Annotated in this window: 23 protein-coding genes; 16 read left to right on the top strand and 7 right to left on the bottom strand. The window is 68.6% G+C overall.

Translation table 11 applies throughout. The annotated features are described in order from the left end of the window. Positions 1-187: 187 nt before the first annotated feature. Positions 188-1,153, top strand: coding sequence for an ATP-binding cassette domain-containing protein (locus OG558_RS39710; RefSeq protein ID WP_405067626.1), 966 nt, complete (start codon positions 188-190; stop codon positions 1,151-1,153). Between the two features lie 59 nt (positions 1,154-1,212). On the opposite strand, the gene OG558_RS39705 is transcribed toward OG558_RS39710, so the two are convergent. After that, a complete protein-coding gene (locus OG558_RS39705; protein WP_329478902.1) occupies positions 1,213-1,410 on the bottom strand; it encodes a hypothetical protein in 198 nt (65 codons plus the stop codon). 155 nt (positions 1,411-1,565) lie between these two features. Between OG558_RS39705 and OG558_RS39700 the strand changes: the two genes are divergently transcribed. Then, complete coding sequence (locus tag OG558_RS39700) at positions 1,566-1,841, top strand: DUF1876 domain-containing protein (protein WP_405067625.1); 276 nt, start codon at positions 1,566-1,568, stop codon at positions 1,839-1,841. Positions 1,842-1,962: 121 nt separating this feature from the next. Next, positions 1,963-3,915, top strand: a complete 1,953-nt coding sequence (locus tag OG558_RS39695) for a heparinase II/III family protein (protein ID WP_405067624.1) — start codon at positions 1,963-1,965, stop codon at positions 3,913-3,915. Between the two features lie 398 nt (positions 3,916-4,313). On the opposite strand, the gene OG558_RS39690 is transcribed toward OG558_RS39695, so the two are convergent. Together OG558_RS39690 and OG558_RS39685 are read right to left on the bottom strand one after the other, a co-directional pair. Next, a complete protein-coding gene (locus tag OG558_RS39690) occupies positions 4,314-4,952 on the bottom strand; it encodes a glycerophosphodiester phosphodiesterase (protein WP_405067623.1) in 639 nt (212 codons plus the stop codon). Then, positions 4,949-5,854 carry a hypothetical protein gene (locus OG558_RS39685; protein ID WP_405067622.1) on the bottom strand — a complete coding sequence of 302 codons (906 nt, stop codon included), beginning with the start codon at positions 5,852-5,854 and terminating at the stop codon, positions 4,949-4,951. Before OG558_RS39685 ends, OG558_RS39690 begins: the two co-directional genes overlap by 4 nt. A 182-nt stretch (positions 5,855-6,036) precedes the next feature. On the opposite strand from OG558_RS39685, the gene OG558_RS39680 reads away from it, so the two are divergent. From OG558_RS39680 to OG558_RS39660, 5 genes are all read left to right on the top strand, one after another. Beyond that, positions 6,037-6,864 (top strand): phosphatase PAP2 family protein, encoded by an 828-nt coding sequence (locus OG558_RS39680; protein ID WP_405067621.1) that lies wholly within the window; start codon positions 6,037-6,039, stop codon positions 6,862-6,864. Between the two features lie 21 nt (positions 6,865-6,885). Continuing rightward, positions 6,886-7,308, top strand: a complete 423-nt coding sequence (locus OG558_RS39675; protein ID WP_405067620.1) for an Hsp20/alpha crystallin family protein — start codon at positions 6,886-6,888, stop codon at positions 7,306-7,308. Between the two features lie 61 nt (positions 7,309-7,369). Beyond that, positions 7,370-8,617 (top strand): NAD(P)/FAD-dependent oxidoreductase, encoded by a 1,248-nt coding sequence (locus OG558_RS39670; RefSeq protein ID WP_405067619.1) that lies wholly within the window; start codon positions 7,370-7,372, stop codon positions 8,615-8,617. Beyond that, complete coding sequence (locus OG558_RS39665; protein ID WP_405067618.1) at positions 8,614-8,928, top strand: TusE/DsrC/DsvC family sulfur relay protein; 315 nt, start codon at positions 8,614-8,616, stop codon at positions 8,926-8,928. Before OG558_RS39670 ends, OG558_RS39665 begins: the two co-directional genes overlap by 4 nt. Positions 8,929-8,942: 14 nt before the next feature. Then, positions 8,943-9,458: a DsrE/DsrF/DrsH-like family protein gene (locus OG558_RS39660; RefSeq protein WP_405067617.1), complete on the top strand. Its 516-nt coding sequence runs from the start codon at positions 8,943-8,945 to the stop codon at positions 9,456-9,458. Between the two features lie 12 nt (positions 9,459-9,470). Here the strand turns inward: OG558_RS39660 and OG558_RS39655 are convergent, their stop codons facing one another. Genes OG558_RS39655 through OG558_RS39645 form a run of 3 tightly spaced genes read right to left on the bottom strand, consistent with a single transcriptional unit; the run spans position 9,471 to position 11,475 of the window. Then, entirely contained in the window at positions 9,471-9,878 is a 408-nt protein-coding gene (locus OG558_RS39655; protein ID WP_405067616.1) for a hypothetical protein, read from the bottom strand. Between the two features lie 5 nt (positions 9,879-9,883). Next, positions 9,884-10,666: a universal stress protein gene (locus OG558_RS39650; RefSeq protein WP_405067615.1), complete on the bottom strand. Its 783-nt coding sequence runs from the start codon at positions 10,664-10,666 to the stop codon at positions 9,884-9,886. Beyond that, the gene (locus OG558_RS39645) at positions 10,663-11,475 is read right to left on the bottom strand and encodes a 2-oxo acid dehydrogenase subunit E2 (protein ID WP_405067614.1); all 813 of its coding nucleotides are present in this window, start codon (positions 11,473-11,475) and stop codon (positions 10,663-10,665) included. The genes OG558_RS39650 and OG558_RS39645 overlap by 4 nt, the downstream gene beginning before the upstream one ends. A 164-nt stretch (positions 11,476-11,639) precedes the next feature. On the opposite strand from OG558_RS39645, the gene OG558_RS39640 reads away from it, so the two are divergent. The 7 genes from OG558_RS39640 to OG558_RS39610 all read left to right on the top strand — a co-directional run bounded on the left by OG558_RS39640 (position 11,640) and on the right by OG558_RS39610 (position 17,648). Then, the gene (locus OG558_RS39640) at positions 11,640-11,978 is read left to right on the top strand and encodes a DUF779 domain-containing protein (RefSeq protein ID WP_405067612.1); all 339 of its coding nucleotides are present in this window, start codon (positions 11,640-11,642) and stop codon (positions 11,976-11,978) included. Between the two features lie 10 nt (positions 11,979-11,988). Then, on the top strand, positions 11,989-13,005 hold the full coding sequence (locus OG558_RS39635) for a zinc-dependent alcohol dehydrogenase (protein ID WP_405067611.1): 1,017 nt from the start codon (positions 11,989-11,991) through the stop codon (positions 13,003-13,005). Positions 13,006-13,017: 12 nt separating this feature from the next. Next, a complete protein-coding gene (locus tag OG558_RS39630) occupies positions 13,018-14,133 on the top strand; it encodes an NAD(P) transhydrogenase subunit alpha (RefSeq protein WP_405067610.1) in 1,116 nt (371 codons plus the stop codon). After that, positions 14,130-14,432, top strand: a complete 303-nt coding sequence (locus OG558_RS39625; protein WP_329478869.1) for an NAD(P) transhydrogenase subunit alpha — start codon at positions 14,130-14,132, stop codon at positions 14,430-14,432. The genes OG558_RS39630 and OG558_RS39625 overlap by 4 nt, the downstream gene beginning before the upstream one ends. Further along, on the top strand, positions 14,429-15,835 hold the full coding sequence (locus tag OG558_RS39620) for an NAD(P)(+) transhydrogenase (Re/Si-specific) subunit beta (RefSeq protein ID WP_405067609.1): 1,407 nt from the start codon (positions 14,429-14,431) through the stop codon (positions 15,833-15,835). Before OG558_RS39625 ends, OG558_RS39620 begins: the two co-directional genes overlap by 4 nt. Positions 15,836-15,845: 10 nt before the next feature. Further along, positions 15,846-16,814: an Acg family FMN-binding oxidoreductase gene (locus OG558_RS39615; protein WP_329478864.1), complete on the top strand. Its 969-nt coding sequence runs from the start codon at positions 15,846-15,848 to the stop codon at positions 16,812-16,814. Positions 16,815-17,036: 222 nt separating this feature from the next. Further along, complete coding sequence (locus OG558_RS39610; protein WP_405067608.1) at positions 17,037-17,648, top strand: hypothetical protein; 612 nt, start codon at positions 17,037-17,039, stop codon at positions 17,646-17,648. A gap of 48 nt (positions 17,649-17,696) precedes the next feature. Here OG558_RS39610 and OG558_RS39605 read toward each other — a convergent pair whose 3' ends face one another. Beyond that, positions 17,697-17,996: a 2TM domain-containing protein gene (locus OG558_RS39605; RefSeq protein ID WP_329478859.1), complete on the bottom strand. Its 300-nt coding sequence runs from the start codon at positions 17,994-17,996 to the stop codon at positions 17,697-17,699. 151 nt (positions 17,997-18,147) lie between these two features. On the opposite strand from OG558_RS39605, the gene OG558_RS39600 reads away from it, so the two are divergent. Continuing rightward, complete coding sequence (locus OG558_RS39600) at positions 18,148-19,587, top strand: DUF4389 domain-containing protein (protein ID WP_405067607.1); 1,440 nt, start codon at positions 18,148-18,150, stop codon at positions 19,585-19,587. The last annotated feature ends 14 nt before the right edge of the window (positions 19,588-19,601 follow it).

The raw sequence follows: 19,601 nt of genomic DNA, 5'->3' as shown, positions 1-19,601 counted from the left end.
TCGTCGCCCAGCGTGGCGCGAGCGGCCCAGGGCCATCGGTCCCAGCGGACGGCGCCGAACGGCCCACTCGAGTGGCTCTGAACGGCTGCCGCGTCGCGGGTCCTCCAGCCACGCGAGTTGGGCCGGACGCCTGTGGTTTGAGTCACAGGCCTCGCCTGAGACTCGAAGTAATCGACGGGAGGCTCTGATGAGCACGGTGTGGCGGTTGGACGAGGCAGTAGCGCTGATGGGTCTGTCGGCGTACGGGGTGCGGTTCTCGGATCTGGTCGTGCGGTACGGCGAGGTCGTCGTGCTGACCGGGCCGAATGGTTCGGGCAAGAGCACGGTGAGCCGCGCGGTTGTCGGCGATCTGGCTGTTGCCGGCTCAGCTCGGGTCCTGGAGATGGACCCCATCGATGACGCGGCCGAGCTGAAGGGACGGATCGGTTACCTGGTCAAGGACCTGGAGACGATGGGGTCGCTGACCTCCCGCGACGTCCTGGACATCTGCGCCGCCGTGCGCGAGTGCGGTACGTCGTACGCCCATGAACTCGCCGCGCGACTGGGACTGGATCTGGATCAGCCGATGGCCGAGCTGTCTCGTGGTCAGCTGCGGCGGCTGGGAATCGTCCAGGCTCTGATGCACAAGCCGGAGCTGGTCGTGCTGGATGACCCGATGACCGAGCTCGACGGACCGGCCCGCGAGGCACTCTCGCCGGTACTCCGTGAAGCAGCCGCCCGCGGTGCCGCCGTGCTGGTCACCACGCAGTCCCCGGCCGACGCCGAGTCCTACGCGGACCGCATCGTGCCGCTGCAGACCCGGCCAGCTGAGGAACTGGCACCGGCCGCGGTTCCGCTGTTCACACCGGCCGAGATGGTCACCGAGCCGACGCCGAGCCCGAGGCGGCGCCGGTCGCCGGCGCCCGACCCGACGCCCATTGCCGAGACGCCGGCTCAGACTCCGGTGCACGCCGGGCCGGCCGCGGCTCCGACTCCGGCTGCCGCCGAGCCGCAGGGCCGGACCGGGATCGAGCCCAGCGCCGTGGACCTCGGGCCGATCCCGGCCCCGCCCTTCAGGAAGGTCTGGCGGCACCGTCAGCGCTGTCGTCTCGGCTCGCCCAACCGCTCGCGGGGTGCAGTCCGCGAGGGCCGGCGGCCGGCCAGGTCGCCGTGACCGTGCTGGTACGCAACCCGGCCGCTGCCCGGGCCCGAGTTCCGGTGAACTGAGCGAAGTCAGTCGCCCGGCGGCGGTTCGGTCGGCTCTGCCGGCGGCTTGTCCGCTTCTTTGTCACGGCGGTGGCTCTCCCGGTAGACCTCGACGCCGAGGTGGCGCACGATGCTCTGGTCGGGGTGTGCCGATCCGGTCGTCCGCCGGCTGGCCACCGTGCGCTTCGCGTCGCGCTGTGTGCGGGCCTTCTCGATGTCTTTCATGGCCGGCTCCCTTCTTGTACTTCCAGCACACGCCGGCTCGCGACCGTACGACAGGGCAGAAGTTCCCGCCGGGGTGGACCGGACGGCCCTGGCGCGCCAGGCGGCACCTGCGGACGATGGCACGAAGGGGTCCATCGATCGGAAGGGCGAGCATCATGATCGCGAGCAGGCACTGGAGCGTCGAGATCTTCATCGACGAGCACGAGGACGAGCGGACCACCCACGCGGAGGCCCGGCTGCACACCAGCGACAACACGCATCTCGTCGGCCGGGGCACGGCCCGCCGGAACCCGGGCGACACCGACATCGCCGAGATCGGCGACGAACTCGCCGTCGCCCGCGCCTTGTCGAGCCTGGCCCACGAACTGCTCGACGCCGCCACCTCCGACATCGAGCAGATCACTCACGAGCACATCCACTTGCACAGCTGACCGCGGGCCGGGTACTGGTCCTGTCCAGAACGGGACCTTCGCCTCTGGGCAGCGATCGCGACCGGCCAGACCCTCAAAACACCGCCGCCGTCCGGCGGCGGTCTGGGGAGGGGCAAGGCTGATGAGATTCAGGAAGACGGCCGCTGTGACCATGGGGATCACCCTTGTGGTGCTGGCGGGGGGAGTGGCGACAGGAGCGACGCGAACGCCCGCCGCCACGCCGGGCATCACGATCGTGCCGGCACCGGTAGGGCCCGAGGAGGCACAGTTCGTGCCGGGGCAGAGCAACGTCGTACCTGCGACCGCGCCGCCGGCCACGGACATCGGGACGAACAAGATCCAGTCGGCGGTGGCGCCGTTCTATGCGTGTTCGGGCTTCAGCGGGATCGACGCCACGAACCCATTGGCGAACCTGTACAAGGATCAGTTCGCGTGGGGGCCGTACCCGCCGACGACGGTGGGCAACGGCGGCGGGAACATCAACTGGTCGGCGAATCCTTACAAGAACGCCAGTTGGTACATGTGGTTCCACTCGCTGCGCTGGCTCGGCAAAGGGATTATCGCGGCGAGCCAGGGTGATCTGACCGCGCTGACGCGGGTGAACACGATCGCCTACGACTGGTACCGCGACAACCCGTATTCGTGGAAGGCCAACGTGGGTGCGTGGGAATCCACGATGCACCGGACGAACGTGCTGATCTGTCTGCGGCAGGCCATCTTGTCCGGGCTGAAGGTGACCACGTTGCCGACCAGGTACGCCTGGCTGAACACCGCGTTGCTGAGTCATGCGAGGTTCTTGACGAACTACTGGAGCGGCGCGTGGAACCATGGCACCGATGAGAGCATCGCGCTGTTCGGTGTCGGCGTCACACTGAGCCGGGCCGATTACAGGAACCTCGCCCAGCAGCGATTGGCGGTCGGCATCACCACGTCGATCGACGCGCAGGGGTCGACGAACGAGCAGTCGACTGGGTACGCGGCGTTCAACTACTCGCTCTGGGGCCGCGCTATCACGGTGCTGCAGAACGGCGGTGTCGATCCCGGTACGACGATGGCGACCCGGCGTGCGTTGCTGGCGAAATGGCTGACGCTGGCGACGAATTCGCTGGGGAAGTTGCATCAGTTGGGTGACACCGAGGTTCAGGCGACGTACCCGTGGCCGGGAACGCCGATGGAGTACGCCGGCTCCCGGGGGACGAAGGGTACGGCGCCGCTGTGGCGGGTCGGGATCTACTCGAACGGCTATGTCTTCGGCCGGACCGGCTGGGGTACCGATGCCGCCAGAGGGTTCGCGGGTGAGTCGACGTACAGCATCAGGTTCGGTCCGGGGCGGGCGTTCCATGGCCACTTCGACCACACCAGCATCACCTACACGGCCCGTGGGCGGGACATCGTCATCGACGGCGGGTACGCGGCGTACAACGCCGGTGCGTACCGAACCTGGGCGGTGAGTCCCTCGGCTCACAGCGTGATGACGACGCCGCTGTCGACGTATCTGAACCCGGTCACGAAGCTGACCGCGTCGTCGGTGAAGGCGAATGCCGAGTCCTATCAGTTCGTCGACGCACCGGGGAGCGGGATCAGCCGGGTCCGTTCGGTGCTGGTGCTGAAGGGCCCGGACCTGATGGTCACTTGGGACCGTGCGTCGGCGAAGACGGCGCAGGCGTTCCAGACGCTGTGGCATCTGCCGCCGGATCAGAAGGCGACCGTGATCTCGCGGACCACCGCGGTGGCGATGGCACCCGGTGACACGACCAAGACGGTCCTGTTCCAGATCCCGTTCAGGCAGGCGCTCCCCGCGGGCGCAACCTTGGTCAAGCAGGCCCAGACGAACCCGATCCAGGGCTGGTCCTACCCGAGCAGTTACGTGCGCAAGTCCGCGCCGACCCTGCTACTCGCGCGGTCCGGCAAGACGGCGTCCATCCTGTCGTTCGTCGTTCCTGTCCGGGCTTCCGGTTCGGTCAGCTACACCACCCGCTGGTCGGGTACAACGTTCATCGTCAACCTCAACGTGGGTGGACAGCGTGCCGTGGTCGCCATCTCCGGCGGCGGCTCGCTCTACCGGGCCGGGTAGAAGGTCCGATCACCTCGGCTGAACCATCAGCCGAGGTGATCGGCCTCGTGCCGGGAGCCGGCGTCCTCGCATCGGGCTCACTCTTCCGGACTGTCTTGGGGCGGGGGATCGAGACGATCGTCCAGGCGGCGACGTCGTCGATCCGGCCGGAGTTCAGCAGGACGAAGAACACCACCCACATTCCGGCCATCCAACCGAACCATCTGTTCGAGCCGCGGCCGCGCCGGCGCACCTCGGGTTCGGTGCCGCTGGTTGCCGGCTTGGACATGATACCTCCCTTCAGCGGGCATGCGAGACGGCGGACAGCGCCGTCCGCACCTCGAGCATCTGCCGCGCGAGAGGCGTCGGCCCGGGCCGATCGTCCTGTTCCAGCGGGCCTTTCGAGAGGCCGACAGCGATCAGGCCACGCCGAGGACGCTCAGGTTCTTCCCGATCATTGCGTCGACGCCGAGGCGGCGCGCGTCAGCCAGGGCGTCATCGGTGTCCACCGGCCAGGTGAAGACGACCTCGGCGCCACGTCGGAGCTCGGTGACGATCGCGGGAGTGAGCAGTCGCCGGTGGACGCAGACGCCGTACGCCGGTCGTCCGCGGAGCCGGGACCGCAGCCGGCGCAGTCCACGGCGGCTGCCGGCCGACAGCACGAGCCGCACGTTCGTCAGGTCGCGGAAGGCGGACAGCATCCACCAGTGCTGCGTGCACACGGTGAAGGTGCCGGTCGGCACGACCTCGGTCAGCACGGTCGCGAGGCGGGCGGCCAGCCGGGGATGGATCCCTTTCAGGTCGAGCAGCAGACGCGGATCCCCGTCGGCCGCGGCCAGCAGTTCGCGGATCTCGAGCAGTCGGACGTCCGTGCGGCGGACCAACTCACCCCGATCCCACAGCCACCACGGACCGAGGGTCTTCCGGTGCCGAACCTCGAGTCGTCCCCGGTAGGCGTGCACGTCCGCCTCGACGAGGTCGGCGCCGAGATCGAGGGCCGACCGGAGGGTTCCGAGATCGTTGCCCGCGCGATGCGCGACGACGAGCTCCGGGGTCACGATGCCGTCGGTCCCGGCTCGGTGAACCAGCCGCGCCAGCGCAGGAACAAGAACGTGCCGCCCAGCAGGAGCGCGGGAATCCAGTAGAGCAATGCGGTGAGTGCGACGGCGCCGAAGGCGGCTGTCCAGGAGACACCGATCGACGCCAGGCCGGCGACCAGGGCGCCGTCGCGTGGACTCGCCCCGTGGACGCCGGGGAGCACACCGGCGATCTGGCTGGCTCCGAAGACCGCGATCAGGTGGAGCGGCGACACGGATCCGCCGACCGCGTCGATGGACCCGACCAGCAGGCCGAGGATCGTGGCCTGGTACCCGATCGACAGGACGACGCCGAGCGCGAACACCTTCGCCGACGGCCAGGGCCAGCGACCGACCAGGAGCGGACGCCGACGTCGTACGACGAGCGCGACCGCGAGGACCACGGCCGCGGCGCCGAGGGCGATCGCGAGCACGGTCCACGGCAGGGTCACCCCGCTGACCACCACGGCGGCGACGAGTCCGACGGCACCGATGAAACGGTCCAGCGCGACCTCGGCGACCCCGCTGGCACGTCGTACGCCGATCTTCTCCAGCCGGTGGACGCGCCACAGATCCGCTCCGGCATGCCACGGTGAGATCAGGCCGAGGACCTCGCTCTCCGCGTAGGCGCGCAGATGCCACCGGCGCGGGCGGCCACTGGTCGAGATCGCGTGCCAGCGCGTCGGGCACAGCACGTACTTGCCGATCGCGAACGGCAGTAAGCCCAACACCGCGGGCAGCAGAACGGTGTGCGGGACGCGGTCGACATTCCACAGCGAGAGCCCCACGGCGGCCACGAGCGCGGCGATGCGCACGCCGCGGTGCATCGCGATCGTGGGGATGAAGCGCGCGATCCTCGCGAGGTGCCTCTGGCCCTTGTCCATGACGGCTTCCTTCCGGGCCCGGGAACGGCGCTGAGACAGGCGCCGCGCCCGACGGTCCCTTGCCAGGACGATAGCCGCCCCGTTCAAGGTCGGCATCGTGACGCCTGTCGTGGACCTTTGCCAGCGAGCGAGGGAGGGATGGCCCTGTGCCGCTCCCGGTCGCCTCGGCAAGGGTGGAACGAGTGGTGGAGGGAGTGCTGATGGTCGCCGAGCGCGAGACATCGATGCTGCGAAGGACCGGTCGTGCGCACCAGATCGCCCGCGAGGTGATCGTGATCGCCGCCGTCATCGTGCTGTACTTCGGTGTCAGGGGCCTGATCGCGACCAGGATCGAGGTCGCCTACCGGAATGCCGAGCGCGTCATCGCCCTCGAGCGATGGACCGGCGTGTTCGTCGAGCCGAAGCTGCAGGCGGCCGTCACCGCGCACAGCTGGATCGCGAACACGGTCAGTTACATCTACATCTATGGGCACTGGCCGGTGCTCCTGGCGACGTTGCTGTGGTTGCTGATCCGGCATCGTGACGCGTACCCGACGTTCCGGAACGCGATGCTGCTCTCCGGGACGATCGGATTGATGATCTTCGCCGTCTTCCCGGTCGCACCGCCACGCTTCCTGACGGCCTACGGCTTCATCGACACGGTCACGGAGGAGACCGAGGCCTACCGGGTGCTGCAGCCGCCGGCGTTCGTGAACCAGTACGCCGCCGTGCCGAGCCTGCACTTCGGCTGGAACCTGTTGATGGGGATCGCCGTCGCCAGTCTGGCCGGTCACCGGATCATGCGTTTGCTCGGCTGGCTGATGCCCGTCCTGATGCTCGCCGCGATCGTCCTGACCGCCAACCACTACCTGTTCGACGGCCTGGTCGGCGGCGTGATCGCCCTGCTGAGTCTCGTCGTCGTGAGCCGGCTCGGCTCCGCCGGTCGCCGGCGGGGGCAGGGCCGAAGGCCTGCGAGGTCCGGTGCATTAGGCCCTGCTGTGCGGCTCCGGCGCGAGGTGTGGTGGAGGTGAAGGCTACGGAAGGGAGACACCATGACGATGATCCAACACAGGGACACCCGGCGTCAGTTCGCCGACCTGTTCGACTGGGCTGAGGGCTTGCCGAGTCTGTTCACCATGCCGGCGATGATGCGCGGCCTCCGGATCGAGGAGTTCACCGACGACGACAAGTACGTCGTCCGGGCGGAGCTGCCCGGCCTGGATCCGGCGAAGGACGTCAAGGTCGAGGTCGCGAACGGGATGCTGACCATCTCCGCGACTCGTCAACAAGAAGAGCACGACGGGACCCGCTCGGAGTTCCACTACGGCACCCTCACCCGCCGGGTGCTGCTGCCGGACGGAGCCGACGAGAAGGCTGTCGTGGCCAAGTACACGGCCGGAATCCTCGAGGTGACCGTTCCGATCTCGGCGAAGCCTGCCGAGGCGCGAACGATCACGATCGAGCACACCGACTGACACCTACCCGGCCCGACCTGGTTCACCAGGCCGGGCCGGCACACGAAGGGATGTGATGGTGATGAGGCGGTTGGTGATTCTCGGTGCCGGTACCGCTGGTACGACGGTGGCCAACAAGCTGAGGCGCCGGTTGGCGAGCGACGAGTGGCGGATCACGGTGATCGACCGCGATCGCGACCACCTGTATCAGCCGGGCCTCTTGTTCATCCCGTTCGGGCGCGATCAGGCCGCGGACGTGCTGCGACCACGGCGGAGCCTGCTCAGGAAGGGTATCCAGTTCATCATCGGTGAGATCTCCGCTGTCGATCCGGAGCAGAAGGCCGTCCGGCTCGCCGATGGGGGAGTGGTCTGCTACGACTACCTCGTCATCGCGACCGGTACCAGCTCGCGGCCGGATCAGACTCCCGGAATGCTCGGGCCGGAGTGGCACCGCAGCATCCATGACTTCTACACCTACGACGGCGCCTTCGCGCTGCGCGAGGCATTGCGGGACTTCCCCGGGGGCAGGCTGGTCGTGCACGTCGTCGAGCAGCCGATCAAGTGCCCGGTGGCTCCGTTGGAGTTCACCTTCCTGGCCGAGGACTACTTCCGCCGCGAGGCCATCCGGGACCAGGTCGAGATCGTCTACGTGACGCCGCTGGACGGCGCCTTCACCAAGCCGATCGCGTCGCGGTACCTCGGACGGTTGCTGGACGAGCGGAAGATCGCGGTGGAGACCGACTTCCTGGTGGAGCGCATCGACGCCGAGCGCAAGACCCTGGTCAGCTACGACGACCGCGAGATCAGCTACGACCTGCTGGTCACCGTGCCACTGAACATGGGCGCGGACTTCATCGGCGCGTCCGGTCTCGGTGACGAGCTCAACTACGTACCGGTCGACAAGCACACCTTGCAGTCCACCGCGCATCCGGACGTCTTCGCCGTTGGCGACGCCAACGATCTCCCGACCTCGAAGGCCGGCTCGGTGGCGCACTTCTCCAGCGAGATCCTGGTCGAGAACTTCTGCCAGTACGTCGAAGGCCGCGCGATGACCCACCGGTTCGACGGGCACGCCAACTGCTTCGTCGAGACCGGCGATGGCAAGGCCCTGCTGATCGATTTCAACTACGACACGGAACCGCTGCCCGGGCACTTCCCGCTGGGATTCGGACCGTTGTCCCTGCTCCGGGAGACGAAAGCGAACCACTGGGGCAAGGTCGCGTTCCGCTGGATCTACTGGCATCTGCTGCTGCCAGGCCGCCGGCTGCCGGTGCCGGCCCGGATGTCCATGACCGGCAAACACCGACCGGACGAGGAGGTCCGACCATGACCGTCGTCAGCGTTGGCGACATCACCATTCATGTCGATTCCGAAGGATTCCTGACGGATTACGGCGAATGGACCGAGGATCTGGCGGTGGAACTCGCGAGCCGGATCGGCATCGAGCTCACCGACGAGCACTGGAAGGCGATCAGGTTCCTGCGTACGGACTACCCGTCGCACGGGGAGACCGCCACCCTGCGCCGGGTGTCGACCTTGGCCGGCATCCCGATCAAGCAGCTGTTCGTCCTGTTCCCCGGCAAACCGGCCAAGAAGATGGCGTACGTCGCCGGCCTGCCGAAGCCCCGCGGTTGTGTGTGAAAGAAGGAAATGTGATGACCACCATCGACAGCATGCCGCTGATCGTTCCTGACTTCGGGGATGAGGCGACGGAAGGCCGCAAGCTCGCGATCATCTGCTCCAAGGGCAACCTGGACATGGCCTACCCCGGCCTGATCCTGGCCAACGCCGCACTGGGCGAAGGTGTGGAGACGCACCTGTTCTTCACCTTCTGGGGCTTCGACATGATCACCAAGTCGCGGATGAACGACCTGAAGTTCACCATGCTCGGCAACACCGCCACCCATATGCCACAAGGACTCGGCGGCCTGCCCGGCATGACCGCGATGGCCACGCACCAGATGAAGAAGCAGATCCACGACATCGGCGTCCCCGACGTACCGGAGTTCCTCGAGCAGATCGTCGCCTCCGGCGGTCATCTCTGGGCCTGCCGGATGTCTGCCGACATGATGCACCTCGACGAGTCCGACCTCTCCGACGACGTCGAAGGCATCATCAGCGCCGCCGACTTCATCGAGAAGACCGACGGCGCCCAGATCATCTTCATCTGAGCGCGTTGAGTGCTACCGGGCGGCCCGGGAGGCGTGGCGGGCTGCCGGGATCGCGAAGCAGAGGGCGGGGACGGACCAGAGCCAGAAACCCCAGCCGAAGCACATCAGGGCCAGATGGAAGGCGATGACCGCCACGTACCCGGCGCGCGGGCTCTTGACCAGGAGTACGGCGATGGTCAGTTCCGCCACAGCGAGGAGCAAGGCCCACAGCGTCGGGTCGGCCATGAAGATGTTCTGCCAGCCGTCGTACACCCAGCCGAACAAGGCGCCGTCGGCGAAGGGGCGGTAGGAGTCGGGGGTGGTCAGGGCCAGGTAGACGTGGACGCAGGCGCCTGAGGCGAACAGGGACACGAAGCCCCAGTGGATCGCGCGCCACACCGGGTTGGAAGTCACGGGTGTGGTGGCGGGATGTGTCGTCATGGGGATCAGCCTCCGGTGGCGGCGGCGGGGATGACGGCGACCGGGCAGTCGGCGTGGTGGAGGACGGTTTGGCTGACCGAGCCGATGAGCATGCCGGCGAAGCCGCCGCGGCCGCGGGCGCCGAGGACGATCAGGTTGGCGTCGGCGGCGAGGCGGAGGATGTGTTCGGCGGGGTGGCCGGTGATCTGGATGAGTTCGGCGTCGTGACCACCGCGCGCGTGCACCGCGTCGCGGAGCTCGGCCTCGGTGATCCGGTGCAGCTGGGTGCCGGCGGGCTGGGCGGCGACGACGCGGACGGCGAGGCCATGGCGCCGGGCGTAGTCCAGGCCGAAGTCGAGTGCGGTCTGACTCGCGGACGAACCGTCGTACCCGATGACCACCCGGATGCCGGCCTCAGTCCCGAGATCCGGTCGTACGACGACCACCGGGCAGCGGGCGTTCGCGGCGAGATCGAGGCCGGTCGAGCCGAGGAGTGCGCCGGCCATCAGGCCGAGGCCACGGCTGCCGATGACCACCAGCTTCGCGTCACCGGACGCCTTCACCAGGATGGTCGATGGCGGGCCGTTCTCGATCCGCGGATCGACGTCGACGGCCGGCGCGAGTTCGCGGGCCAAGGCGAGAGCCTTGTAGACGACGTCACCGGCCTCGGACGCGGAATCACCGGGCTGCATGGCATGGATCAGGCGAAGCTGAGTGCGCAGGGACCTGGCCTCGGCTGTCGCCCACCTGATCGCGATCTGGTCGGCCGGCGACCCGTCGATGCCGGCCACGACTGGCGGGTGTCTCATGCTGATCTCCTTGCCGTCTCCGGCAGACCGATCTCCTCGGCAGCTGTGAGCAGATCGCGCAGGCGCGCGACGAACCGGGCGGCGGGCGCGCCGTCGACCACGTCGTGGTCCACGCTGATGGTCAGCTGGAGGAACTCACGCTCGACCAGCCGGCCCTGGAACAGAATCGGACGCCGTGTGATGCCGCCGATCACGATGCTCAGTGTGTGGAGCTGGAACGCGATGCCCCAGCCGCCACCGGCGCCGAACATTCCGACGGCTGTCACACCGACGGTTCCTGCCAGCGCCCGTTGGCGCTGCGGCAACCGGTGCAGCATCCCGAGCAGACGGATGCGTACGAAGCCGGGGAGGATCAGATAGGCGCGTGCCCACCGTTCCTTGCGGACCGACGGGCTGAGGTGGGGATTCACCTTGACGTCGCGGATCTCGCGGTGCAGCTCCTGCACCGTGCGACTGCCGGCATCGCGCAGGACATGGGTGAACGCGAACGGACTCCCGTCGAGGTCGACCTCGACGGGTAGGCCGACGTCGACCTGATCGAAGATCACGTCCCGGCCGCGCAGGTCGCGGTACGCCTGGACTGTTGGGTCGGCGGCGACCGCACGGGCCACGCACGCGATCACGAAAGCGGTGAACGAGAGATCCTCACCGGTGGTCTCCCGGTGCCGTCGTAACGCTCCGCGGGCCGAGGTCACGTCCACCTCGAACAGGCCGTGAATGGCGTGGCGGCGCTGGGCGGCCCGGCCGGCATCGATCACGAGCCGCCGGGCCCAGGGCACGGGCACGACCTTCGAGTGCAGCTGATGCACGGTCCACCTCCGGAGCCGATCTGCTTCGAGCATGGGCTGCACGCGGCGCCTTCCGCATCGGCCGATCGGTCCGGGCGGACGGGTCTTTAGGCCCTACGGGGGTCGACCGAGCCGGGGTTCGCTCTAGGTGCACGGACTCATCGAGGTAAGGATCGGAGGATCGGATGCCCACTGTCCGTATCACGGCCACCACGGCCGCGCGCCAGGCGATCCGTCACCTGAGCGCCGGTCGTGGCGCTCCAGTGATGTTCGTCCAGTCCGGCGATGGCCGTGCCGGCGGTACGCCGATGTGCTACCCGGATGGCGAGTTCCTGATCGGCCCCGGGGACGTGCTTCTCGGGGAGATCGAGGGCAGCCCGTTCTACATCGACCGGCGGCTGGACCACGCCTGGGGCGAGGTCACGTTCGAGCTTGACGTCGCGCCCGGTGGACCGGAGGGGTTCTCGCTCCCGGCTGGGCTCAGCGGCCATTTCGTCACCCGATCCACAACCTGTGCAACCTGAAAGGACGACCATGAAGGCAGCAGTTGTCACCGACTTCTCCGCACCTCTGGAGATTCGGGAGGTGCCGATTCCCGAGCCCGGACCAGGGGACGTACTCGTCCGGATGGAGACCAGTGGGCTGTGCCACACCGACATCCACGCGGCGCACGGGGACTGGCCGGTCAAGCCGACCCCGCCGTTCGTCCCGGGCCATGAGGGCATCGGTGTGGTGGTGGAGCTGGGCGCCGGTGTGACCGACCGTGCGGTCGGTGACCGGGTCGCGATCGCCTGGCTCGGGTACGCCTGCGGCAAGTGCCGGTACTGCATCGGCGGCTGGGAGACGCTCTGCCTGGAGCAACGAAACTCCGGCTACTCGGTCAACGGCAGCTTCGCCGAGTACGCCGTACTCCCGGCGGCCTTCGCGACACTCGTGCCCGACGAGATCTCCTCGCGTGATGCCGCACCGCTGACGTGCGCCGGAGTCACGACGTACAAGGCGATCAAGGTCGCCGGCGTGGCCCCGGCCGAGACTGTGGCGATCTTCGGCGTCGGCGGACTCGGGCACCTGGCCCTGCAGTACGCGCGGATCGCCGGCGGGATCACCATCGGCGTCGACATCGAGGACTCCAAGCTGAAGATGGCCACCGAACTCGGTGCTGACCATGTGGTGAACGCCGCCAAGACCGATCCCGTCGAGGCGATCCAGGCGCTCGGTGGCGCCGACGTCGCGGTCGCCCTCGCGGCGAACCCGCAGTCGTTCGACCAGGCCTTCCGGTCGCTGCGTCGCGGCGGGCGGCTCGTCTGCGTGGCTCTGCCCGGTGACAACGGCGCGCTCAGCCTGCCGATCTTCGACACCGTGCTGAACGCCAAGACCGTGATCGGCTCGATCGTTGGCACGCGCAACGATCTCGCCGACGTGTTCGCCCTGCACGCGGCCGGCCGGACCCGGGTCATCGCCGTCGACCGCAAGCTCGACGACGTCAACCAGTCCATCGCCGATGTACTCGCGGGTGACATCCCGGCTCGGGTCGTCTTCCAGTTCTCGTGAGGAGCTGAACCCATGAGTGTGCTGATCGGCTGCCCGGCCGAAACCGAACCCCGGGAGAACCGGGTGGCCTTGACACCCGACGTGGCGGCCCGCCTGCACCGCGCCGGTCTCGACGTGATCGTCGAGTCCGGCGCCGGCCGGGGGGCGTGGTTCCATGATGAGGAGTACGTCGCGGCCGGCGCGCGCATCGGGACCGGGGAAGAGGTCTACGCGCAAGCGGACGTCGTGGTGGTGATCCACCCACCGGCGGACCGCACGTTGCTCCGGGCCGGTCAGCTCCTGATCGGGCTCCTCGAGCCACTGCTCACCGCGGGCGACCTCGCGGATACGAAGGTGACTGCAATCAGCTTCGACGGACTGCCCCGCACACTGAGCCGGGCCCAGTCGATGGACGTCCTCACATCACAGGCCAACGTGGCCGGCTACAAGGCCGCAGTGCTGGCCGCGGACACCTTCGGCGGGTTCTTCCCGATGCTGATGACCGCGGCGGGCACGGTCCGCCCGGCGAAGGTCCTGGTGCTCGGCGGGGGAGTCGCCGGCCTTCAGGCCATCGGTACGGCGCGCCGCCTGGGCGCGCTGGTCACGGGGTACGACGTCCGAGCGGCCGCGCGGTCCGATATCGCGTCGACCGGTGCCTCGGTGCTGGACCTCGGTGGCGTCTCGGCGAGTGGCCAGGGCGGCTACGCCCGCGCGCTGACCGCCGAGGAGCAAGCCGATCAGCAGCGCGCCATGATCGCCGCGATCGGCGCCTTCGACATCGTCATCACCACCGCGCAGGTGCCGGGACATCGCCCACCCGAACTGGTTCCGGCGGCTGCGCTCGCGGCGATGGCGTCCGGCTCCGTGGTCGTCGATCTCGCGGCCGGCCCGCTGGGCGGCAACGTGGCGGGCTCGACTCCCGATGGCCGCCACGTCACAGCGAACGGCGTCACGGTGCTCGGGGCCGGCAATCTGCCGGCCCAGGTACCGCGGGCCGCCTCGGCTGCCTGGGCTCGCAACGTCGCCGCGCTGCTCGGCCACCTGATCCACGACGGTTCCGTCGTACTGGATCGCGGCGACGAGATCACCGCCGGTCTGCTGGTCTGTCAGGACGGCCAGATCGTGCAACCGAAGGAGACACTGTCATGACACCTGTGCTGCTGGCGGACCTCACGGTCTTCGTGCTCAGCGTGCTGGTCGGTTTCGAGGTCATCACCAAGGTCCCGGCGACCCTGCACACGCCGCTGATGTCGGGATCCAACGCCATCCACGGCGTGGTCGTGGTCGGGGTGATGATCGTTGCCGCGAGCCTCGACACCACGGTGGGCTACGTGCTGCTGTTCGTTGCGGCCGTCTTCGCCGCCGCGAACGTCGTCGGCGGATACGTCGTCACCGACCGGATGCTCGAAATGTTCCGGACCAAGCCGAAGGCGAGGGCCGGGCGATGACCGTCTTCGACACCACGACCCATCTGCTCTACCTGGCCACAGCGGTCTGCTTCGTGCTCGGCCTGCAGCTGATGAACTCGCCCGCGACCGCGCGGCGCGGCAACCAGTTGTCCGCGCTGGGAATGGCGGTGGCGGTCGGCCTGACGGTCGTCGTACTGGTTCATGACCGGACGATCACGGCCACCGCGGCCATCGTCCTGGCTGCCGGGGTGGCCGTCGGCGCCGGCGCGGGGCTCGTCGCCGCCCGCCGCGTGAAGATGACCGCGATGCCGCAGCTCGTGAGCTTGTTCAACGCCGTCGGCGGTGGTGCGGCTGCGTTGATCGCGTTCGCGGACGCGCTGCCCGGCTCCGCCGGCCGGCCGATCAGCACCACGCTCGCGACCTCCCTGGACGTGCTCATCGGCGGCGTGACCTTCTCCGGCTCGCTGATCGCCGCGGGCAAGTTGGCCGGGTTCGTGCCAGGCCGGCCGCTCACCTTCCGCGGTGGTCGAGTGATCAACCTGCTGCTCGGGCTGATCGCTGTCACGGCCGGCTACCTGTACACCGCGCATCTCGGTGCGGGGACGACGCTCGTCGTGCTGACGGTCGCCGCGCTGGCGCTCGGCGTACTGATGACTCTGCCGATCGGTGGAGCCGACATGCCGGTGGTCATCTCGCTCCTGAACGCGTGCACCGGTACGGCGGTGGCGATGGCCGGATTCGTGATCGGCAGCACTCCGCTGATCATCGCCGGCGCACTGGTCGGCGCGGCCGGTGGCATCCTCACCAAGCTGATGGCAGTCGCGATGAACAGGTCGCTGCTGAGCATCGTCGCCGGCGGATTCGGCACCGGTGACGAGCAGTCCCGGCCACTGGTCGCGGCGACGGGCACGGTACGGTCCGTCACCGCCGACGACGCGGCTCTGCAGTTGGCGTACGCCGCGAAGGTGGTGATCGTGCCGGGGTACGGCCTGGCAGCGGCGCAGGCTCAGCATGAGGTGGTCGAGCTGGCCGAGGCCCTCACCGAGCACGGTGTGGACGTGAGCTACGGGATCCATCCCGTGGCCGGCCGGATGCCCGGTCACATGAATGTCCTGCTGGCCGAGGCGAACGCGCCGTACCCGCAGCTGAAGGACCTCGACGAGATCAATCCCCAGTTCCCGGCGACCGACGTCGTGCTCGTGGTCGGCGCGAACGACGTGACCAACCCGGCCGCGCGCCGGCCCGGCAACGCCGTCTCCGGGATGCCGATCCTGGACGTCGACAAGGCGCGCAGCGTGATCGTCGTCAAGCGCTCGCTCGGCCACGGCTACGCGGGGGTCGACAACGAGCTGTACACCAACCCGAGGACCGCGATGCTCTTCGGTGACGCGAAGGTCGTGCTCACCGCGTTGATCAGCGAACTCCAGGCCTATGTCCACTGAGGTGAGAACGATGGAAGACACGCAGGCAGTGACGGACGCGGATCGGGATGCGATGCTGCGGGCCGCGGTGGCGGCGCCGTCGATGCACAACACCCAGCCGTGGCGGTTCCGGTTCGCCGGGCCGACGGTCGAGGTGCACCGGGATCGGGAGCGCGAACTCCCGGCGGAGGATCCGTCGCGGCGGATGCTGTACGTGTCGCTGGGTGCGTCGATCTTCAATCTGCGAGTGGCCGCGGCGGCGCTCGGGATGGGCTCGGCAGTTCGTCACCTGATGGACCAGCGCCGCCCGGATCTCGTCGCGGTGGTGGAGCTCGATGCGCCGCTGATCGGAGAGATGGCCGGACTGGCGCCGTACCTCGCGCAACGCCGGACGAACCGGGAGCCGTTCAGCGATGTGCGGGTTCCGGACCAGGTCCGTGCGGAACTCGGGCTGAGTGCGCGGGTCGAGGGCGCCGTGCTGCAATGGCTCGATCGGCCGCCGATGCGGTGGTGGTTGCGGATGGCAACGACTGACGCGATGACCGCGGACGACGACGATCGCGGCCGGACGGCGGAGCGGCGCCGGTGGGTCGGTGGCGACCGGGCGGACGACGGCGTGCCGTCGGGCGCGCTCGGCCCCCGGGTCGCGGGCGGCGATCCGGTCGTCCGTGATCTGGCCGCCACCGGGGCCGACGAGCTGCGGCCGGTGGCGGACTTCGAGCGGGCACCACAGTTCGCGGTACTGGCGACCCGGTACGACGGACCGATCGAGTGGCTCCGGGCCGGCCAGGCACTGGAACGGGTGCTGCTCGAGGCGACCGCACAGGGCGTCTCGACATCGCTGCTCAATCAGGCGATCGAGCACGAGGGCCTCCGGTGGCAGATCAACGATCCGCTCGGTCCCTGGCAGCGTCCCCAGGCGGTGATCCGCTTCGGCTACGGTCCACCCGTCCCACCGACTCCCCGCCGTCCGATCGCGGACGTCCTGATCCGCGACTGACAGCGTGCCGGGGGATGGGCCGGGTGGTCCCGGAGGTCGGGACCTTGGGCCCTGACCATGGCGCCGGGGCTGGGCGAATCTTGAAATGCAGGGAAACCACCGGCTCGCCGGGAGCGGACCCAGGAGAGGTGGCCGGAGGCCACGAGATCCGCCGTCATCAAGACGGTTCCGGTCCGGAGAGCCGGTCCCCTGCGTCCAACCGCGCCGTACCAGGGGGTTGTCATGAACACCGGCAAGGAGCGGTCGGGGGAGCTGTGGGTGCTCAGGCAGGCTCGCCGGCTGGGGTTCGGGAAGAATCCGTTGCGCCGCCGGTCGGATCGCATCGAGGCGGTTGTGTTGTGGTGCGGGCTCCTCGTTGCGCTGCTGCTGATCCCGGTCGCCGCCGCGATCGGCACCGGCGTCAGCAACGCCAGTGAGGAGTCGGCCGCCCGGCAGCGAGCGATTCTGCACGAGGTGAAGGCCACGACCCTCGAGGACACCGCGACCGCCGTACCGAGCGCACCCGGCGACGTCATGTCGCGGGCTCAGGTCAGCTACGTCGACGCGAACGGCGTCGCCCGCGAGGGTATGACGAGCGTCGTGATTGGTACGAAGGCCGGAGACGAGGTGACGATCTGGCTCGACCACTCCGGGAACATCGTCCGCACGCCGCGCTCGGGCGCCGACAGCTCGGCCTTCGGTACCTCCGCCGGCTTCCTCATGCTGGCCGGTTCCTGGCTCCTGCTCTGGGGCCTGGTACGACTCGCCCGCGTCCCGCTGGACCGCAGCCGCACACGGGAATGGGAGAACGAATGGCGTGCAGTCGCCCCACGGTGGCTGCACGGCCAGAAATGACGGCGTGAAGGCCTGCCCCGAGGTCGGGGCAGGCCTTCCGCACTGTTGTCACTTACGGCGCGCGATGCGGTCCATCGCGGCCTGGACCGCGGTCTCGCTCGGTTGCGGCCAGAACACGTCCCACGCGTGGAAGACGATTCCGATACCCCAGCCGAAGATCGGGAAGGCGGGCCAGAAGAATTCCGCACCGGTCAGGTACCAGATGACCACCAGGAAGGTGTTCACCGTCAGGTAGGCGAGGACGTGTCCCGCGAGGTCGTGCCGCTTGCGGAGATCCTCGACCGCCTGCTTGCGCAGCGTCTCGTCGTTGTCGGCCGGAAGAGGCCGATCGACGACCTTCTCGTCCATGACTGCCTCCTTACTCATCACTTCCACCGTCTGCCGGTTCCGGCCGTCCGGTCAGGGCACCAAGGCGCGACCTGAGCGGGACCTTCGGCTCTGCAGACCTCGCCACGACGGATCGACGCTGGCAGTGAGGGACGAGTGTGAGGAGGACGTGATGAGTACGACGACGTATCCCGTCCGCGTGGACGGGGCGATGGACGAGCGGCTGAATCGCTGGCTGTGGCTGGTGAAGTGGGTGCTGGTGATCCCGCACCTGTTCGTGCTGGTGGTGTTGTGGATCGGGTTCGTCCTGATGAGCTTCGTGGCGTTCTTCGCCATCCTGTTCACCGGGCGCTACCCGCGCGGAATCTTCGACTTCAACGTCGGAGTTCTACGGTGGACCTGGCGGGTGCAGTTCTATGCGTACGGCGCACTGGGAACCGACAAGTACCCGCCGTTCACCCTGGAGGACGTGCCCGATTACCCGGCGCATCTGGAGATCGCGTATCCGGAGCACCTGTCGCGCGGTCTGGTGCTGGTCAAGTCGTGGCTGCTCGCGATTCCGCACTACCTCGTAGTCGGATTCTTCCTGGGCGGCGGGACCTGGTTCGCCGTGCAGACGGACCGGCAGGGCTGGGCCTCCGGTCTGGTCGGCCTGCTGGTGCTGATCGGCGCTGTGGCCCTGTTGTTCACCGGGCGCTTTCCGCGGCCGGTCTTCGACCTGGTGCTCGGCATGGACCGCTGGGTGTTGCGGGTCGCGGCGTACGCCGGACTGATGGTCGACCAATACCCGCCGTTCCGCCTGGACATGGGCGGTGACGATCCAGGTACCACCAGGCTGGACGAGCCGCAGGACGAGCCGTACCCGGGGCTCTTACCACCGCCACCACGGCGCGAACCCGGGCCGCGGATGTCGGCCGGGCGGACGATCGCGTTGATCGTGGGCGTCCTGGTGACGCTGGCATCGCTGCTGGGGCTCACGGTCGGGGGAGCGATGGCCTGGCTTGATCAGGCGCGCCGTGATTCCGCCGGCTTCGTGACCTCGGACAAGGTGACGCTGAGCACGACCGGCTACGCACTGACGAGTGAACAGGTGACGATCCATGCCGGAGCCGCGTCGGTGCCGCACCGGTGGTTCGGTGATGCCCGGGTGCGCGTCGAGACGGTCAGCGGCGGCCCGGTGTTCGTGGGCCTCGCGTCCGTGACCGACGTACGCCGGTACCTGGCCGGGGTCGCGTACACGACAGTGAAAGCCGTCGGTCCGAACACCACGACGTACGCCGATCACGCCGGCACGGCGCCGTCAGTGGTGCCCACCGACCTGAACATCTGGCGGGTCCAAGCGGCCGGTCCGGGTGAGCAGACGATCACCTGGCCGATCGAGAACGGCGACTGGACGCTCGTGGTGATGGCCCAGGACGGCAGCAGGGCACTGAGCGTGCGCGCCGACGCCGGCGCCACCGCACCTGCGCTGCAGTGGGTGTGGATCGCGATCCTGACGAGCGCGGGTGTCTTCCTCCTGCTCGGCACGCTGACCGTCGTGCTGGCGGTCATCCGGCAGCCGAAGCCGGGACCTTCGACTCTGCAGACGACCCCCGGCCCGCGGGTCGAATGAGAGTGACGGAAACA

Origin of the sequence: Kribbella sp. NBC_01510 (assembly GCF_045040325.1) — a bacterium.
Taxonomy (GTDB): Bacteria; Actinomycetota; Actinomycetes; order Propionibacteriales; family Kribbellaceae; genus Kribbella.
The sequence above is the reverse complement of the archived record's forward strand: the minus strand, read 5'-3'. Positions and strand labels throughout refer to the sequence as shown.

Excerpts from the sequence above, each read along its gene's own strand:
- OG558_RS39655 (WP_405067616.1), bottom strand. The coding sequence starts at position 9,878 with ATGACGACACATCCCGCCACCACACCCGTGACTTCCAACCCGGTGTGG.
- OG558_RS39660 (WP_405067617.1), top strand. The coding sequence starts at position 8,943 with ATGACCACCATCGACAGCATGCCGCTGATCGTTCCTGACTTCGGGGAT.
- OG558_RS39670 (WP_405067619.1), top strand. The coding sequence starts at position 7,370 with ATGAGGCGGTTGGTGATTCTCGGTGCCGGTACCGCTGGTACGACGGTG.
- OG558_RS39675 (WP_405067620.1), top strand. The coding sequence starts at position 6,886 with ATGACGATGATCCAACACAGGGACACCCGGCGTCAGTTCGCCGACCTG.
- OG558_RS39600 (WP_405067607.1), top strand. The coding sequence starts at position 18,148 with ATGAGTACGACGACGTATCCCGTCCGCGTGGACGGGGCGATGGACGAG.
- OG558_RS39635 (WP_405067611.1), top strand. The coding sequence starts at position 11,989 with ATGAAGGCAGCAGTTGTCACCGACTTCTCCGCACCTCTGGAGATTCGG.
- OG558_RS39695 (WP_405067624.1), top strand. The coding sequence starts at position 1,963 with ATGAGATTCAGGAAGACGGCCGCTGTGACCATGGGGATCACCCTTGTG.
- OG558_RS39710 (WP_405067626.1), top strand. The coding sequence starts at position 188 with ATGAGCACGGTGTGGCGGTTGGACGAGGCAGTAGCGCTGATGGGTCTG.
- OG558_RS39705 (WP_329478902.1), bottom strand. The coding sequence starts at position 1,410 with ATGAAAGACATCGAGAAGGCCCGCACACAGCGCGACGCGAAGCGCACG.
- OG558_RS39615 (WP_329478864.1), top strand. The coding sequence starts at position 15,846 with ATGGAAGACACGCAGGCAGTGACGGACGCGGATCGGGATGCGATGCTG.
- OG558_RS39625 (WP_329478869.1), top strand. The coding sequence starts at position 14,130 with ATGACACCTGTGCTGCTGGCGGACCTCACGGTCTTCGTGCTCAGCGTG.
- OG558_RS39650 (WP_405067615.1), bottom strand. The coding sequence starts at position 10,666 with ATGAGACACCCGCCAGTCGTGGCCGGCATCGACGGGTCGCCGGCCGAC.
- OG558_RS39685 (WP_405067622.1), bottom strand. The coding sequence starts at position 5,854 with ATGGACAAGGGCCAGAGGCACCTCGCGAGGATCGCGCGCTTCATCCCC.
- OG558_RS39605 (WP_329478859.1), bottom strand. The coding sequence starts at position 17,996 with ATGGACGAGAAGGTCGTCGATCGGCCTCTTCCGGCCGACAACGACGAG.
- OG558_RS39630 (WP_405067610.1), top strand. The coding sequence starts at position 13,018 with ATGAGTGTGCTGATCGGCTGCCCGGCCGAAACCGAACCCCGGGAGAAC.
- OG558_RS39665 (WP_405067618.1), top strand. The coding sequence starts at position 8,614 with ATGACCGTCGTCAGCGTTGGCGACATCACCATTCATGTCGATTCCGAA.
- OG558_RS39610 (WP_405067608.1), top strand. The coding sequence starts at position 17,037 with ATGAACACCGGCAAGGAGCGGTCGGGGGAGCTGTGGGTGCTCAGGCAG.
- OG558_RS39620 (WP_405067609.1), top strand. The coding sequence starts at position 14,429 with ATGACCGTCTTCGACACCACGACCCATCTGCTCTACCTGGCCACAGCG.
- OG558_RS39700 (WP_405067625.1), top strand. The coding sequence starts at position 1,566 with ATGATCGCGAGCAGGCACTGGAGCGTCGAGATCTTCATCGACGAGCAC.
- OG558_RS39640 (WP_405067612.1), top strand. The coding sequence starts at position 11,640 with ATGCCCACTGTCCGTATCACGGCCACCACGGCCGCGCGCCAGGCGATC.